Origin of the sequence: Pseudomonas cucumis (assembly GCF_030687935.1) — a bacterium.
Taxonomy (GTDB): Bacteria; Pseudomonadota; Gammaproteobacteria; order Pseudomonadales; family Pseudomonadaceae; genus Aquipseudomonas; species Aquipseudomonas cucumis.
Window position 1 is genome coordinate 3,464,372 of record NZ_CP117454.1, and the last position, 15,730, is coordinate 3,480,101.

Below are 15,730 nucleotides of genomic sequence, written 5' to 3' on the forward strand. Positions count from 1 at the left end.
TTCAATCAGCGCCAACACGTTTGGAGCGCATAGACATGATCAAGCGCCGAGTGAAAGAATTAGACTTGCTGCGCTTCCTTGCTGCTTTCGCAGTAGTGATTTTTCACTATGCTTTTCGCGGGTATGCAAGGGGCGACATGTCTACGATGCCCTACCCGCTATTGGCTGAGCCTGCTAAATACGGTTATTTAGGCGTCGAACTGTTTTTTATGATCAGCGGATTCGTCATTCTGATGACCGCTTCGAGCAATAATCTCAAAGTATTTTTTATATCCCGCGTCGTTCGCCTCTACCCTGCTTTCCTGGTGTGCTGCACCATCACTTTTCTAATCACTCTTGCCATCGGACAGCCAAGATATACGGCTAGCTTTTATCAATACATTATTAACATGACATTACTTAGCGACTTGATGGGCGTCCCGTCGATAGACGGCGTTTACTGGTCTCTATTTGTAGAAATTAAATTCTACCTAATGATATCCATTCTGTTGGGCTTCAAGAAAATAGAAAAAATAGAGACATACCTCGTACTCTGGCTACTCATCTCTGCCATCGCAGAAGCATTCACTTTTGAAAAGATGCGCGCGATATTAGTTACCGATTACGCTGCATACTTCATAGCGGGTGCCACGTTCTACATTATATGGGCCAAGGGATTCACAAAAACACGAATCCTCCTATTGGCAGGTGCATTCACATTAGCCAGCTATACCTCAATTGTATGGGCCGAATCGCTCGAAACCAAATATTCAACCGAATTCAATCCTCTGATCGTGTGCAGCGTAATTATCCTGTTCTTCATGATGTTTTTTTTGATCGCCACGAACAGAACGGCAGCCATAGGGACATTGAACTGGACTACATTAGGAGCGCTGACCTACCCACTTTACCTATTACATCAAATGATCGGCTTTATGATCTTTAATATTGCTTATCCAGTTGTTAACCCGCACATCCTGCTATGGGGCACCGTCGCCTTGATGATAAGTGCGTCTTATATCATCCACAAAAAGATAGAAGTCCCCATTGCCAGGCAAATCAAAAAATTACTTTCATTATCCCTCAGCCGTGTCAGAGACTGATTAACCCAGACAGAGTGCCTCCTTCACAACAGCGGGCGAAAACAAATGGTTGGAGCGTCTGAACAGGTTATTGGACAGAAGGTTATATTTTTGACTAGTGACATTTGACAGGTTGCCTATTGACTGACTTAAAACTCCACCCGTAGTTACGCATTTAGTCCCGGGAAACTTGAAGCGTGTTTTCGGAGCTGATTATTGCGTAACTCGAGCAGGCGCGAGTTCATCCATCAACTGACCTCAGGAGTCAGCAATGATCAGTCTCGAATTAATCGGGCATTACACCCCGAATTTGCTGGACGCCAACAAGGCCTTTTCCTTCATTAATTTTGCGTCCGTCGGCAGTCTGTTCGACCGGGACCCGACTTCCATCGCCTATTTTTGCGACGGCATGCTGATGTCTACCTTCATGTCGCGCATCACCGGCCGCACGATCGGCCGGGTCAGCTTCGACTTCACGTCCATTGCCGACTCTGTGTTCAGTTGCGCCGAGAAACAAGGCAAGCGCCTTTATTTTGTCGGTGCCCGGCAAGCCGAACTGGACCTGTTCCTCAACAAGATCAAGGCTCGCTACCCCGCGCTGATTATTGCCGGTCATCACAACGGCTATTTCGATGCAGCGCAGGCCGCGTGCATCCAGGCAGACATCTGCCGCAGTGAAGCGAACATCCTCATCGTAGGCTTGGGCGCCGGGCTGCAGGAGCAGTTCGAGCAGGATGCCCTGCGCGCCGGCTTCACCGGGGTGGCATTTACCTGTGGCGGTTTCATTCGCCAAGAGGCCACGGCTACTCATCAATATTACCCTGAGCTGATCAACCGCCTGCATCTGCGCGCGTTCTATCGGATGTACCGCGAACCGCACACCATCAAACGCTACCTGATCGATTACCCGACCAATTTTGTTCATCTGTTGGTGATGATCATCCGGCGAAAAGTGACCATCAATATCACTTATCCCTGAGCATCCGGCTCCGAGCAACGACCATGCATATCCTGTTCATCCTCAAGGACTTCAAGCCCGATGGTGGCCTGGAGCGTGTTCAGCAACGCCTGGCCAGGCAGTTTCTCAAAGATGGCCAGCGTGTCAGTTATTTCGTCATGAATGGCGACACACCAGACGATGAAGGGGCTGCCACGCTCCATGGCGGCGGCAATGGAATCGTCGGTTTGCTCAAGTCCATCGTACTGCTGCGGCGGATTATTCGTCGCCAGGAGGTGACCCACCTCATCGCCGCCAAGGAACAAGCCAACCTCTGCAGCTGGTTTGCCACCTTGGGTAGCCCATGCCAGGTCATCTATAGCCGTCATGCAGCACTGGATTGCAGCGAACAGAAAATCAGCCCCGCCATCTTGCGTCTGCTCTATGCGTTGTACCTCTGTGGCAACGGTCGGGTAGTGACGGTTTCCAACGGCTTGCGCCAGTCCCTCGCCGAGCGGGTGCCCTGGGGTCGCGAACGCGTTCGTTATTGCCCCAACGCAGTGGTCACCGAACAACTGCTCAGTGCCGCACAGACGCCCATGCTCACCGACACGCCGGCGCAGTTCTGGCTAGCGGTGGGCCGGCTGGTGGAACCGAAGGGTTTCCACCTGCTGCTCGATGCCTACGCCATGGCCTTGCGCAGCGCTGCACTGCCGGATCTGGTGATCATCGGCGATGGCCCGCAACTTGACGCGCTGACCTCACAGGCCAGCCGACTGGGCATCGAAGACCGTGTGCATTTCACCGGTTTCCTGAGCAACCCCTACCCTTTTATCAGGCAGGCACGACTGCTGATCCTGAGTTCGTTTCATGAGGGCTTGCCGACCGTGCTGATCGAAGCCCTGGCGCTGGGCACACCCGTGCTGGCCTGCGACTGCGAAACCGGGCCCAGGGAACTGCTTGATAACGGCCGCCTCGGCGACCTGGTCAAGGTCAACGATGTAGCGGCGCTGGCCGAAGGGATGCTGCGCAGCCTGATCACGCAAAGCGAGGCTGCGCCCAGCGGGGAAGTGGCCGCTGAAGCCGTCCGACAGTACACCAGTCAATCCGCCGCGCAGGCGTACTACCAGGTATGGAATCAATGAAAAGGTTGCTGATTATTCTGCAGGACTTGAGCGGAGGGGGCGCCGAAAAAATGATGGTGCGCCTCGCCGGAGCGCTGACGGATGCAGGCAATGACGTGACCTTGCTGATGCTCACTGGCGCAGGGGTGAACTCGGCTGGTCTCGACCCACGGGTCAAACAGGTAGAGTTGCACAGTGCGCGCAGCTCCAGGGCAGTGCCGGCGCTGGCACGCTTTCTTCGCCACAATCGCTTTGACGCGCAACTGGCCGCCCTCACCCATGTCAACGTGGTGGCCATCGCCGCCGCCGCGCTGTCCGGTACGCTGGCGCGCCTGCATGTCAGCGAACGCAACGCGTTTTCCCATGACAGACACGTCAATCCCGCGTTGATGGTGCGCACCGCTTATTTGTTGGCACCGCTGCTGTATCGACTCATCCCCAATCCGGTGATCTGCGTCTCGCGCGGCGTCGCCCAGGACCTGGTCGACACTACCATCACCCGCGCGCAGGATGTCACCATTGCCGACAACCCGGTGCTCGACAATGATTTTCGCGACAAGGCGCCGGGACGTCCGAACCACCGCTGGCTGTCGAAAAAAACAACCCCGGTGATTGTCGCCGTAGGTCGCCTGACACAGCAAAAAGGCTTTGACGTATTGCTCGATGCCTTCGCCCGATTACCCGACCCCAGTACCCGATTGATCATTTTCGGCGAAGGCGCACTCAGAACCGAGTTGATCGAGCAGGCCGTCGCCTTGGGCGTGGCCGACCGATTCGATCTGCCGGGCTATACCAGCGATCCATTGGCGGAAGTGGCAGCGGCCGATTGCTTTGTGCTGTCGTCGCGTTTCGAGGGCAGTCCCAATGCGCTGGTCGAGGCCATGTCCACGGGCACCCCGGTGGTATCAACCCACTGCCCCTATGGCCCGCAAGAGATTCTCGACAATGGCGCGATCGCCCCGCTGGTGGCAGTCGACGACCCTGGCGCATTGGCCCAGGCCATTACCGTGGAACTAACGTTACCGCCTGATGCAAACCGTCAGGCGCGCATCGATGCCGCTGCCCGTTTCGTGAGCGCCTGTGCGGCGAAAACTTATCTCGACGCGCTACTTGGGAGTCCCTCGTCATGAACAAACTGGAAGTCAGGTACACCACCCTGCGCGACGCCTTCACGTTGTTCGGCGGGCTGTTCTATATCCAGGTGATTGGATTTTTTTTCGGGTTGGCTGATGTGTCGAATCTGGACGCCGCCGAAAAAGACCTCGAAGGCAACGCGATCAACCAGATCTGCGGCCTGATCACCCTGCTGGTACCGCTGTTCTTCTTCATCCGCAACAAGGTCTTTCTCAGCAAAAGCTTTTACAGGAACAATGCCTTCCTACTGATGTTCATGCTCTGCGTGGCCGTATCGATCAGTTGGTCCTACGACCCGATGTTAAGTTTCAAACGTTTTGTGGCAATGATCAGCGTGGTGTTCTTTGCAGGTTTCATCGCCTACAACTACAGCCTCGAGAAAGTCGCCTTCATGCTCGGCTGCATCATCGGCGCCGCAGCGTTTTTCGGCTTGATAATCGCGCTGTTCAGGCCTGACATCGCCTTCGTATACGGCGGTCCCCGCGATGGTGCGTTCAAAGGGATTTTCCCGGAAAAAAATGCCGGCGCACGGATCAACGCGATCGCTATTCTGTTACTGCTGCCGATGATCCGCCAGCGTAATCCATGGGCCATCCTCTGCTCGTTATTTTCGCTGATCGCGATTGCGCTGGCCCAATCCGCCACCGCCATCGCGCTGATCTGTGCCGGCACGGTGAGCTGTTGGTACTTCCTCACGCTGATCCGCTTGCACATCAACCGTTCATGGCCAGCGTTCCTCGGTACGATGATCGTCTATGTGCTGATCTGTTTCTTTCTATACGGCAATTATGCGTTGCTGCTGGAGCTGACCGGTCGTGACCCGTCACTCACCGACCGCACGCGGATCTGGGACCTGCTCACACCACTGATCGATGCCGAATTCCTCAAGGGTTACGGCTTCGGCGCCTTCTGGTCCAGCCCAAGCGCCGAAGTATTCATCAACCGTTGGGGTTACATCGGCAATGCCCACAGCGGTTACATGGAAACCTTGCTTAACGGCGGCGTCGTTCAGTTGATCGCGTTGATCCTCATGCTGGTAGAGGCACTGATCAAACACTATCGGGCCGTAATGGCTGATCAGTCTGCGCGGTTTCACGTCAGTGCGATGGTCATCATCGGATCGTTCATGCTCACCAACTATGTGGCGTATGTCGTGCCCAACTATCGCTCGGCGGAGTTTCTGGTGTTCTGCGTCCTAGCCCTGTCATTCCGTCACCACCACGCCAAACGCTCTGGCCTGGCAGGACGCCCTTTCACGCCTGGTGATTGCGTGACGCTCGAGGGCGTACCCGCCAAAGCGACGACCTAGCGCTATCTCTATGCGCGGGTGAAAACACTGCGTAAGTCGCCCTGAGCCGATCACTGCCTGTCGACCGCAAATCCACTGCGGGTTCTACCCATGGCCAATCATCGCCTGATGACATTAATCTGGATCTTCACCGAAAAATTCGGCCTGATTTTCCTGTCCATGATTACCTTTATCGCTTTTGCCAGGCTCATGTCGCCGGCCGAGCTGGGGATGGGCACGGTGATCATTGCCATTGTCGAGGTAGTGGCCATTCTCTACTCGTCAATGCTCGAAGACCCACTGGTACGTCTGGAGCATCTCGAAGAGAAACACATCTGCACGGCGTTCTGGTTCGCCGTGCTGATCAGTCTGGGCTCTATCGTCGTCATCTCGTTCGCCGTAATGCTGTATACGACGTCCCTGATGATCCAATGGATGACGGCGGCCGCCTCGGTGAAAATTCTCTTCACCATGATGTCGCGGGTGTATGTCGTGGAAATGCGCCGCACCAGCAACTTCAAGATGCTGGCCTCGCGCACGCTCTTGGGCAAAGTGGCCGGCGGCGTGGGAGGTATCGCCATCGCGCTCTGGGGATTTGGCCCATGGGCGTTGATCGCTCAGGTATTGATCATGGAGTTCGTTTCGGTCGTTGTATTGATGCTCGGTAACCGCCGCCGGATTGCCTTCTACATCGACGGGCCATTCCTGCGCGAGCTGTTGAGGGCCGGAGCACCGGTTGCGATCAACGTGATGAGTTGGCATATGCTGCAGCGCGGCGTCAATGTGGTACTCGGTATTACGGCCGGCACCCATGCCGTCGGCATGTTCAATATCGCCATGCGCATCATCGATCTGCCTCGCACGGCGATTTATAACGGCCTGATGAGTTATGCATTGCCGGTGTTTGCCCGGCGCGGTACCGATACCCCGCGGTTGATCGGGTTGATCAGCGACTCGACGGCAATCAGTGGTTTCCTGCTCACGCCACTGTTCGTCGGCATCGCGTTAACGGCCGAAGACATCATTCTTTTGATATTCGGCGCCAAATGGGCAGAAGCCATTCCCTTGCTGCAAGTGCTGGCCTGCACCGCAGCCATCGGCAACACCGCCATGTACGCCACGACAGCCCTGGTGGCGGTCAATCGCACCCACCTGACCGTCAAGGCTGAAGTGGCAACCACCCTGCTGGCGCTGGCGCTGGTTTACAGCCTGGGTCACCGCTACGCAGGCATGGCCGCAGCCCTGGCCTTGCTGGCGCGGATGGTGATCATCACGCCCCTGCAAATGCGCGGGCTGAATACGGCAATAGGTTACGGTTGGCGCCCAGTCTTCGAATCCAATTATCGCAGCGTGATCGCCACGCTCATCATGGCCGCCGTCGTGGTGTTTGTTTCTTCCCACCTGGGTTTGCGCGGCTATCTGCACCTGGCCTGCAGCATTGGTATCGGCACGCTGACTTATGCGCTGGCCTATAGCGCGTTGCACCCGCGGTGGCCACAGGAATTCAAATTGGTGTTCACCGCTCGCTGAATGCACTCATCAATGCATGGGCATTGTTTCTGCGGTTGTGTTGGCTGGCGGTTATTGCCCTTTGTAGGAGCGAGGCTGCCTGATAGGCCGTTACCGCAGAAACGGATATGTACACCGATCAAAATCGGGAAGATGTGTAGATATCCATGCTCATCAATGTGCAGCGTTCCACTCTTCCCGCAACAACTCTCGCACGGATCGCACTCCCTATCTTGACCGTCTTCTTGTGACCGGAGGAGCGCCCTATCATGGGAAAAACCACGCTGATTACAGGCGGAGCCGGATACATCGGCTCTCATACCACTTTGGCCCTGATCAACGCCGGCCAGCAGGTGCTGGTGCTCGACAACCTGTGTAACAGCTGCCGGGAATCGCTCACGCGTCTGGAGCGTTTGACCCTTACACGGGTCGATTTCATTGAAGGCGATATTCGCAATACGAAACTGCTCGACGATATTTTCAGCCGCTATGACATCGATGCCGTGATGCATTTTTCCGGCCTCAAATCCGTCGAGGAAAGCGTACGCAAGCCGCTGGATTATTACGCCAACAATGTGGTCGGCACGCTCAATCTCTGCCATGCGATGGCCCGCTACGAAGTCTTCAAACTGGTGTTCAGCTCATCGGCCACCGTGTATGGCGCCCCCCGGCAGATACCGATCATTGAGGACCTGGGCACCGGTAAACCGATAAGCCCCTACGGTCGCACCAAGCTCATGACCGAAGAATTGCTCGCCGACCTGTGCCTGTCGGATCCGCGCTGGAGCATCGCTTTGTTGCGCTACTTCAACCCTATCGGCGCGCACGAGAGCGGGCAGATTGGCGAAAACCCCAATGGCCGACCCAATAACCTGCTGCCTTGCCTGACCCAGGTCGCGATGGGGCGAGTGCCCGAACTGACCGTGTTCGGCAGCGACTATCCCACCGTTGACGGAACGTGCGTGCGCGATTACGTCCATGTGGTCGACCTTGCCGATGGCCATCTCAAAGCGCTGCAAGCGTTGCAGAGCAGAAACGGCATCCATGCCTGGAACCTGGGAACGGGTAATGGCTACAGCGTTCTGCAGATCATCCGCGCCTTCGAAGACATCACCGGCATTAGCATCCCCTTCAAATTCGCGCCACGCCGCGCCGGCGATATCGCTGAATGCTGGTCCAACCCCACCAAGGCCGGGCGTGATCTGGGCTGGTACGCGCAGCGCGATCTGGTGCGAATGATCCAAGACACCTGGCGATGGCAGCTGCGTAATCCGCATGGCTACCACGCCCAGTCCGATTTATTGGCACCCGTTGCGTTAAAGCAACGGGTATGAGCAAAAGGCCCATGGTCTGGTGCTGTGGCTCGACGTTACCTCAAGGTAGAGCGTCGCGGTAAATAGCCTGGCTCCTGCACTGCACTACCCAAAAAAACCTGGAACACACCCATAAAAGAGGTCGCAGCAATGAACGGTACGATGACTTCCGATCAAGCGATAGCCTGTCTAAACCTGGCGCTTGAACGTAACAAAGAACTGTTCAGCGAAGCCTATCACTTGAGCCACGCCGCCCTTGATCTTCTCGACCAGCCCCACATGGACGTCGAACAGTTCATGCAGTATCAGAAGAAAAGACGACAAGCCGATCTTAAATACCTGGAAGCCATCGAGCACTTGCGATTAATCATGGCTGAATACCCTGTGCATCTCTTATCAGCCGGGCACTCAACACATCAGCCGCAGGTTTCGGCTGAGGAATGACGAGGAAATTTGACCTCAGCGGGTCGCTGACTCACCGAGGATGAATACCACCAGATGCCAATACAGGGTGACCATTTCCAGACGCGTGCGCTTGCCCCTCCTTGGGCAGAAATTCGAAGTAGGGGAAACCCGAGCCGATCATCAGCAAGGTGTCGCACTCCATCATCAGCTTGTAGCTGGGCTCGGTGCCCAGCAAGCCGATGCTATCGGTGACCCAGGGCCTGGACGGTTGTTGTGCAGCATTCCGACGTCTGATTTGGTGATCGATCTTTGAGTCGTGTTGCCGCACAAGCAGGCCCGTGGACCTCACGGGCCGTCCTGCCTACAAGCACTCATCCAGAAAACTCACTACCGTCCCCATGCAGCCAACCCGCTCCTCGACATGAGGCATGTGGCTGGAGTTCTCGAACAACGCCCAACGCACGTTCGGGATCTGCTCCAGATAGGGTTTGACCACCGCCGGGGTTGCTTCATCGTAGCGACCGGAGATCACCAGCGTCGGTACGTTGATATGCCGCAAGCGGTCGACAATGGTCCAGTCTTTCAGGCTGCCTATCACATGAAACTCCGTCGGCCCGCTCATGGCATGGTAAACGGTGGGGTCGGCATCGACCTGGGCAAACGTACGCGCGACTTCGTCCGGCCAGGGAAGGACGCGACACACATGGTTGTCGTAAAAAACCCTCGATGCTTCCTGATAGGCGACCGCTTGAAAATCCCCTGCACGTTCGTATTCAAGCAATGTTTCGTGCACACCGGCAGGCAATAATTGACGTAAACGGTTGGCTTCCTCAACCCAGACGCGCATATCCGCAGGGGAATTGGCGGCGATCAAGGCCCGTAGCCCCTCAGGTTGCCGTACGGCGTGCTCACTGGCGAGCATGCCGCCCCAGGATTGCCCCAGTAGCGCGTAATTGTCGCTGATTTCCAGATGATCCAGCAGGTTGTCCAGTTCATCGAGAAACAGCGCTACGTTCCAGAATGAGGCATCTTTTTCCGGGAGGTGGGTCGAGCGACCGTTACCCAGTTGATCGTAATGAACCACCGGATAGCCACTCGCGGCGATGTCCTTGAAAGCGTCGACGTAATCATGCGTGCAGCCCGGGCCGCCATGCAGAATCACCAGCGGCGTGTTTTTACCGTCGAAGTGACCCGTGACGCGGTACCAGGTCTGATAAGGACCAAAAGGTGCGAAGCCTTCACGTATTCCGATAGATTCCATTTCTCTTTGCCGCCCCTGAAAAACCGTACGGCACACGATAGCGGGATCAGACGTTGGAAATAACTAGAGAAATAGATAGGTTTTGCCCTGTTTCAGCTATCGAGCAACCGATAATGGGTGGCCCGAACCACGGCCTGGACCCGATTCTTGGCCCCGAGTTTATGCATGGCCGAGGTCAGATGGAGGCTGATGGTGGCCAATGAGCGATTCAGTTGGTTGGCAATCTCGGCGGCGGTCAGCCCTTCAGCCGCCCATTTAAGACACTCGCGTTCACGTTTGGTCAGGTGAATGGGAGGCGTGTGAGCCTCCTTGCCAAGCAACGGATAGGCCGCTTCCTGCAAGGCATGGGAAATCAGACTGAAATCCGCCAGGGCCCGCCGGGCATCGCGCAGGACACTGGTGCCGCTGCCGGTACGCAGCCCCGTCAACGAGGCAAAACCGCCTCTGGGCAGATGAATCGGGACCGACACACCACAGGTCATTTGCGTGTCTTCGAGGTAATTCACCACGGGCGCATGGCACGGACTGATGACCGGCTCCAACAACGTGTCTGTCCCGGGTTTGTAGGACCAGACAAAGGGTGAAACACAATTGAGTGCTACCTGCTGGACAGGGTCGATCTGGTAGTAACCCTCTGTACACCAACGGGTATGCCAATCGGCTGGAGTGTTGCGCAGTTTGAGCACCGCGGGCGTGATCAACTTGCCTTGATGGTCCAGCGGCACCGGGCTGTAGTCGTACACCAAGGCATCAAAACCCAGTTCCTCGGCCAACAGCATGGCGTTGTCCATCTGCTCATCCAGGCTCTTGCCCGACAACAGACGGGGATTGAGGTCAGATAGCTTGGCCTGCATCCATTGCGCTCCCTAATTAATTTCAATCCTGAAATTCAGCACGTAGAATGCCACGCCTCGGCGCAGGACTGCCAGACAAAACCTATACGAAATACTAGCTTTTGGGCGCATGACCTATTCAGTAAGGTTGAGCCATTTGGTCAGCGTCCGTACCGGCCAGCATCATAAAGGGAGAGTGCGATGTGGCGTGAAATCGAACCGGACCAACACTATAACGTTGAAGTCGACGGCCACAATCTGGTGGTTTATAGCTTTGGCGAGGGCGATGAGGTCCTGCTGTGCCTCAATGGAGGCCCGGGACTTCCCTGCGATTATCTGCGTGACGCCCATGGCTGGCTCAAGGACAAGGGGTTGCGCGTTGTCGCCTTCGACCAACTCGGCACCGGAGCGTCTGACAGACCCGAAGACCCATCCCTCTGGGACATCACCCGTTATGTCGCGGAGGTGGAAACCGTCCGTCAGGCCCTCGACCTGGGCCGGGTGCACTTGCTGGGGCACTCCTGGGGCGGCTGGCTGGCGATCGAATACGCCATTTACCACCCTCACGCGCTCAAAACCCTGATTCTGGAAAATACGGTAGGCGATATCCCGCACCTGTCTCAGGAACTGGAGCGTCTGCGAGGCGCGCTGGGCAGCGAAACCATGGCCATGATGCAACGTCATGAAGCCATGGGCACCCTCGATCACCCGCAATACCAAGCCGCGATCACCCTCCTCAACTATCGCCACGTCTGCCGTCTGGACGAATGGCCGGCGCCGGTCACGCGCTCTTTGGGCGACTGGAACATGGGGCCCTACACAACCATGCAGGGGCCGAATGAGTTCCTCTACGTCGGCAACCTGAAAAACTGGAATCGTCTGCAGGAAATGGCCGATTTTTCCATGCCGGTGTTGATTACCACCGGCCAGCACGACGAACTCACTCCAGCCTGTGCCATGCGCATGAAAATGGCGCTCAAGGATGCTGCGCTGCATGTGTTCCCCAACAGCAGCCATATGCCCTTCTACGAAGAACCTCACGCCTACTTTCCGGTGTTGCTGGATTTCCTCCAGCGGCACCGAGGTTAGTCGATGAATCTGTCGCGTTACCGTTTCATCCTGTCACGGCCCCTGCAGCTGCTGCCGGTGCTGTTCGGCATCAGTCTCATCACGTTTGTGCTGGTACGCTCGATTCCCGGCGACCCGGCGCGCGCCCTCCTCGGCTCGCGCAGTACGCCGGAGGGGCTGCTCAGGGTTCGCGCTCAGTTCGGCCTCGATCAGCCGCTGTGGATGCAGTACTTCTACTTCCTGAAAAACCTGTTCAACGGCGATCTCGGCCAGTCATTGCTGTACAAGGTCGACGCCTTGAAGCTGATCAGCACACGCATCGAGCCCACGCTGTTCCTGGTGCTTGGCAGTGTGCTGCTGGCAATGTTGATCGCGGTGCCGCTGGCCACCGTTGCGGCCCGCAACAAGGGTGGCTGGGGCGACAACCTGATCCGCCTGTTCACCACCGCCGGGCTCGGCATGCCGGCGTTCTGGCTGGGGATCATGTTGATCCTGCTATTCAGTGTGCAACTAGGCTGGTTCCCGGTTTCCGGCTACGGGCGCTCCTGGCTGGACAAACTGCACCACATGGTCCTGCCCTGCCTGACCATTGCCCTGGCGTTATCGGCGGTGTTGGTGCGTAATCTGCGGGCAAGCATGCTGATGGAACTGCAAGCCGACCATGTCACGGCAGCCCGGGCTCGCGGTCTGTCTGAAGACGCGGTGTTTCGTCGTCATGTACTGCCCAATTCGCTCGTACCCGCCGTCAACCTGCTGGCGGTGAACATCGGCTGGCTGATCAGCGGCACAGTGGTCATCGAGAGTCTGTTCGCCATTCCCGGAATCGGCCAGCTGTTGGTCCGGGGCATCTTCACCCGTGACTATATGGTAGTCCAAGGCGTGGCAATGGTGCTGGCCTGCGCCACCGTGGCGGTAAACTTCCTCGCTGATGTGATCACGGTAGCCATCGATCCACGCGTGAAAATCCGATGAGCAGTCAGGCAACGACTGCCCCCCGACTGAACCTGCGCCTGGGTTTGCGCAACCCTCGATTGGCAATGGGATTGGGCCTGGCAATCCTGCTCGGTTGGCTGGTGCTGGCGATCTTCGCGCCCTGGATCGCGCCCTTCGATCCAATCGCCCAGAACACTGATATTCGTCTGCTGGCGCCCCATCTGGCGCACCCGTTCGGCACCGACAATTTTGGCCGCGACGTCTTGTCTCGAGTGATCTGGTCGGCCCGCATCGACTTGCAGTTGGCGGTGATCGGGGTGATTTTTCCGTTTCTGATCGGCACCTGTGTCGGGGCCTTGTCCGGTTATATCGGCGGGCGCTTCGATACGTTCTGCATGCGCCTGATCGATATCATCCTGGCCTTCCCGTTCCTGGTGTTGATGCTGGCGATCATGGCGATTCTCGGCCCCGGCCTGATGAGTTTCTATATCGCCATGGCTCTGGTGGGCTGGGTGTCCTACGCACGGTTGATCCGCTCGCAGATCCTGATACTCAAGGAAAGCGATTTCGCCCTGGCCGCCAAAAGCCTCGGCTTCGGCCATGGGCGCATTCTGTTTCGGCACCTGCTGCCGAACGCAATGTTCGGCTCCATCGTGTTTTCCATGTCCGATGCGGTGCTGGTGTTGCTCAACGGCGCGGCCGTCAGTTACCTCGGCCTCGGGGTTCAACCACCCACCGCCGAGTGGGGCACGATGGTCGCCGAAGGCCAGAGTTTCATCACCTCCGCCTGGTGGATCTGCACCTTTCCGGGATTGGCGATCGTCACCCTGGCCATGGGCTTCAGCCTGCTGGCCGACGCTGTTGCCGAACACCTGGGTGAACGCTCATGAGTGCGCCTGTGCTGAAGGTCGAAGAACTCAGCGTCATCGCCCGTAAGGGTGAGCACGAGGTGACCCTGGTGGATCGCTTGTCCTTTGACCTGGCCGAGGGTGAAGTGCTTGGACTGGTGGGGGAAAGCGGCTCCGGCAAGACCATGGCTTGTCGCGGTTTAATGAGGCTGCTGCCGTCGCCCAACCTGCGAGTCGAAGGCACAACCGTGCAACTGGCGGGGGAAAATCTATTGCATCTGGACGAGACCGGCATGCGCCGCATGCGTGGGCGCCAATTAGGGATGATTTTCCAGAACCCCAGCAGCCATCTCGACCCGTTGATGCGCATTGGCGAGCAGATTGGCGAAGGTATTCGTCTGCACCAAGGCGCCAGCAAGCGCGAAGCCCGCGCCCAGGCCATCGACGTACTTCGGCAAGTGGGCATTCCCGATCCGCAGCGGCGAGTCGACAGTTACCCTCACGAATTCTCCGGCGGCATGCGTCAGCGAGCGATGATCGCCGTGGCGCTGGGTTGCAACCCGAACGTGCTGATCGCCGACGAGCCGACCACCGCCCTCGACGTCACGGTGCAAGCGCAAATCCTGCGCCTGCTGTTGGATCTTCGTGACCAGCGTGGCCTGTCAATCATCTTGATCACCCATGACCTGGGGGTGGTTGCCCAGACCTGCGACTCGATTGCCGTGATGTACGCCGGACGTTTGTGCGAGCACGGCAACAAACACGAAGTGCTGGCCCATCCACGCCATCCTTACACCGCTGGGCTGATCGACTGTCAGCCGGCCACCAGTCACGGTCACGCATTGCTCAAAACCATCGCCGGGCAACCGCCCCTGCTCGATGCCCTGCCCCACGGTTGCCGCTTCAATCCGCGCTGCCAGCAAATCGGCAACCGATGCACAACACTGATGCCGAGTTTGCAGCCTGTAAGCCATGGACACCGCATCGCTTGCCATTACCCCTTGACCGCCGGAGACCGCTCATGACCCTGCTCGAGGTCAACGATCTGCACGTGCGTTTCGCCGCTCCGGGCACTGGTCTGCTGGGCATGAATCGGCAATGGCTGACAGCGGTGAACGGCGTTTCGCTGACCCTGTCGGCCGGAGAAACACTTGGGCTGGTCGGCGAGTCGGGCAGTGGCAAAAGCAGCCTGGGGCGGGCGATCCTGCACCTTAACGAGATCTACGCCGGGCAGGTGCTGTTCGATGGCATCGACATGGCCCACGCAGGGAAGATTGACATCCAGAGGCTGCGTCATGAGACGGCGATGGTTTTTCAGGACCCTTACGCCGCTCTCAACCCACGCCTGAGCATCGGCCAGACCCTGGCGGAAGTGCTCCGGGTACAACGCAAAGTGCCGGAACCACTGATTGCCGCCCGAGTCGATGAACTGCTGACTCTGGTTGGTCTGCGCCCCGAATTGGCCTCGCGCAAACCGCACGCCTTGAGTGGCGGCCAATGCCAGCGTGTCGGGATCGCCCGCGCGCTGGCCGTGGAACCGCGCCTGATCGTCGCCGATGAATGCGTGGCCGCGCTGGACGTGTCCATCCAGGGGCAGATCATCAACCTGCTGCTGGAACTGCGCCAGCGCATGAACCTGGCAATTGTATTCATTGCCCATGATCTGATGATCGTTCGCCGGCTGTGTGATCGGGTGGCGGTGATGTACCTGGGCAAGATCGTCGAAGAAGGCCCCGTGGAGGAAGTATTCCGCTCCCCGCGTCATCCTTATACTGCCGCACTGATCCAGTCGATTCCGCAAATCGATCCGGCCCGGGCGCTACCTACCGACCCTTTGCCCGGTGAACCACCCAGCCCCTTGCAACTGCCATCCGGCTGCGCCTTTCACCCACGCTGTCGCTATGTTCGTCCTACCTGTAGCCAGGTGGCGCCCCCGACCCGTCAACTCGACGCTCGCCGTTACGACTGCGTGCTTGAGGAGCCTCTGCTTTAAAAAACAACGTACCCATCAAGAAG

15 protein-coding genes and 1 pseudogene are annotated in these 15,730 nt (G+C 57.5%); 13 read left to right on the forward strand and 3 right to left on the reverse strand.

Annotation, left to right across the window (positions count from 1 at the left end):
- Positions 1-35 precede the first annotated feature (35 nt).
- The 8 genes from PSH97_RS15700 (at position 36) to PSH97_RS15735 (ending at position 8,810) form a co-directional block, all read left to right on the forward strand.
- Positions 36-1,082: an acyltransferase family protein gene (locus PSH97_RS15700; protein WP_305445723.1), complete on the forward strand. Its 1,047-nt coding sequence runs from the start codon at positions 36-38 to the stop codon at positions 1,080-1,082.
- 250 nt (positions 1,083-1,332) lie between these two features.
- Positions 1,333-2,040 carry a WecB/TagA/CpsF family glycosyltransferase gene (locus PSH97_RS15705; RefSeq protein WP_305445724.1) on the forward strand — a complete coding sequence of 236 codons (708 nt, stop codon included), beginning with the start codon at positions 1,333-1,335 and terminating at the stop codon, positions 2,038-2,040.
- 23 nt (positions 2,041-2,063) lie between these two features.
- A complete protein-coding gene (locus PSH97_RS15710) occupies positions 2,064-3,143 on the forward strand; it encodes a glycosyltransferase (RefSeq protein WP_305445725.1) in 1,080 nt (359 codons plus the stop codon).
- Positions 3,140-4,252 carry a glycosyltransferase gene (locus tag PSH97_RS15715; RefSeq protein ID WP_305445726.1) on the forward strand — a complete coding sequence of 371 codons (1,113 nt, stop codon included), beginning with the start codon at positions 3,140-3,142 and terminating at the stop codon, positions 4,250-4,252. The genes PSH97_RS15710 and PSH97_RS15715 overlap by 4 nt, the downstream gene beginning before the upstream one ends.
- Positions 4,249-5,565 (forward strand): O-antigen ligase family protein, encoded by a 1,317-nt coding sequence (locus PSH97_RS15720; protein ID WP_305445727.1) that lies wholly within the window; start codon positions 4,249-4,251, stop codon positions 5,563-5,565. Before PSH97_RS15715 ends, PSH97_RS15720 begins: the two co-directional genes overlap by 4 nt.
- Positions 5,566-5,655: 90 nt before the next feature.
- Positions 5,656-7,074, forward strand: coding sequence for an oligosaccharide flippase family protein (locus PSH97_RS15725; protein ID WP_305445728.1), 1,419 nt, complete (start codon positions 5,656-5,658; stop codon positions 7,072-7,074).
- Between the two features lie 248 nt (positions 7,075-7,322).
- Positions 7,323-8,387, forward strand: a complete 1,065-nt coding sequence (gene galE / locus PSH97_RS15730) for a UDP-glucose 4-epimerase GalE (RefSeq protein WP_305445729.1) — start codon at positions 7,323-7,325, stop codon at positions 8,385-8,387.
- 129 nt (positions 8,388-8,516) lie between these two features.
- The gene (locus tag PSH97_RS15735; protein WP_305445730.1) at positions 8,517-8,810 is read left to right on the forward strand and encodes a hypothetical protein; all 294 of its coding nucleotides are present in this window, start codon (positions 8,517-8,519) and stop codon (positions 8,808-8,810) included.
- Between the two features lie 88 nt (positions 8,811-8,898).
- Here PSH97_RS15735 and PSH97_RS28615 read toward each other — a convergent pair.
- From PSH97_RS28615 to PSH97_RS15745, 3 genes and pseudogenes are all read right to left on the reverse strand, one after another.
- Positions 8,899-9,030: pseudogene (locus PSH97_RS28615) on the reverse strand (hypothetical protein); the annotation flags it as partial.
- 102 nt (positions 9,031-9,132) lie between these two features.
- Positions 9,133-10,032 carry a proline iminopeptidase-family hydrolase gene (locus PSH97_RS15740; RefSeq protein ID WP_305445731.1) on the reverse strand — a complete coding sequence of 300 codons (900 nt, stop codon included), beginning with the start codon at positions 10,030-10,032 and terminating at the stop codon, positions 9,133-9,135.
- 92 nt (positions 10,033-10,124) lie between these two features.
- Complete coding sequence (locus tag PSH97_RS15745) at positions 10,125-10,886, reverse strand: LuxR family transcriptional regulator (RefSeq protein ID WP_305445732.1); 762 nt, start codon at positions 10,884-10,886, stop codon at positions 10,125-10,127.
- 180 nt (positions 10,887-11,066) lie between these two features.
- Between PSH97_RS15745 and PSH97_RS15750 the strand changes: the two genes are divergently transcribed.
- From PSH97_RS15750 to PSH97_RS15770, 5 genes are read left to right on the forward strand one after another with little or no spacing between them, the layout of a single operon-like run.
- The gene (locus PSH97_RS15750) at positions 11,067-11,954 is read left to right on the forward strand and encodes a proline iminopeptidase-family hydrolase (protein ID WP_305445733.1); all 888 of its coding nucleotides are present in this window, start codon (positions 11,067-11,069) and stop codon (positions 11,952-11,954) included.
- Positions 11,955-11,957: 3 nt separating this feature from the next.
- Positions 11,958-12,905, forward strand: a complete 948-nt coding sequence (locus PSH97_RS15755) for an ABC transporter permease (RefSeq protein ID WP_038983062.1) — start codon at positions 11,958-11,960, stop codon at positions 12,903-12,905.
- Positions 12,902-13,756: an ABC transporter permease gene (locus tag PSH97_RS15760; RefSeq protein WP_123721752.1), complete on the forward strand. Its 855-nt coding sequence runs from the start codon at positions 12,902-12,904 to the stop codon at positions 13,754-13,756. Before PSH97_RS15755 ends, PSH97_RS15760 begins: the two co-directional genes overlap by 4 nt.
- Positions 13,753-14,739 (forward strand): ABC transporter ATP-binding protein, encoded by a 987-nt coding sequence (locus tag PSH97_RS15765; protein ID WP_305445734.1) that lies wholly within the window; start codon positions 13,753-13,755, stop codon positions 14,737-14,739. The genes PSH97_RS15760 and PSH97_RS15765 overlap by 4 nt, the downstream gene beginning before the upstream one ends.
- Positions 14,736-15,707 carry an ABC transporter ATP-binding protein gene (locus tag PSH97_RS15770; protein WP_305445735.1) on the forward strand — a complete coding sequence of 324 codons (972 nt, stop codon included), beginning with the start codon at positions 14,736-14,738 and terminating at the stop codon, positions 15,705-15,707. Before PSH97_RS15765 ends, PSH97_RS15770 begins: the two co-directional genes overlap by 4 nt.
- The last annotated feature ends 23 nt before the right edge of the window (positions 15,708-15,730 follow it).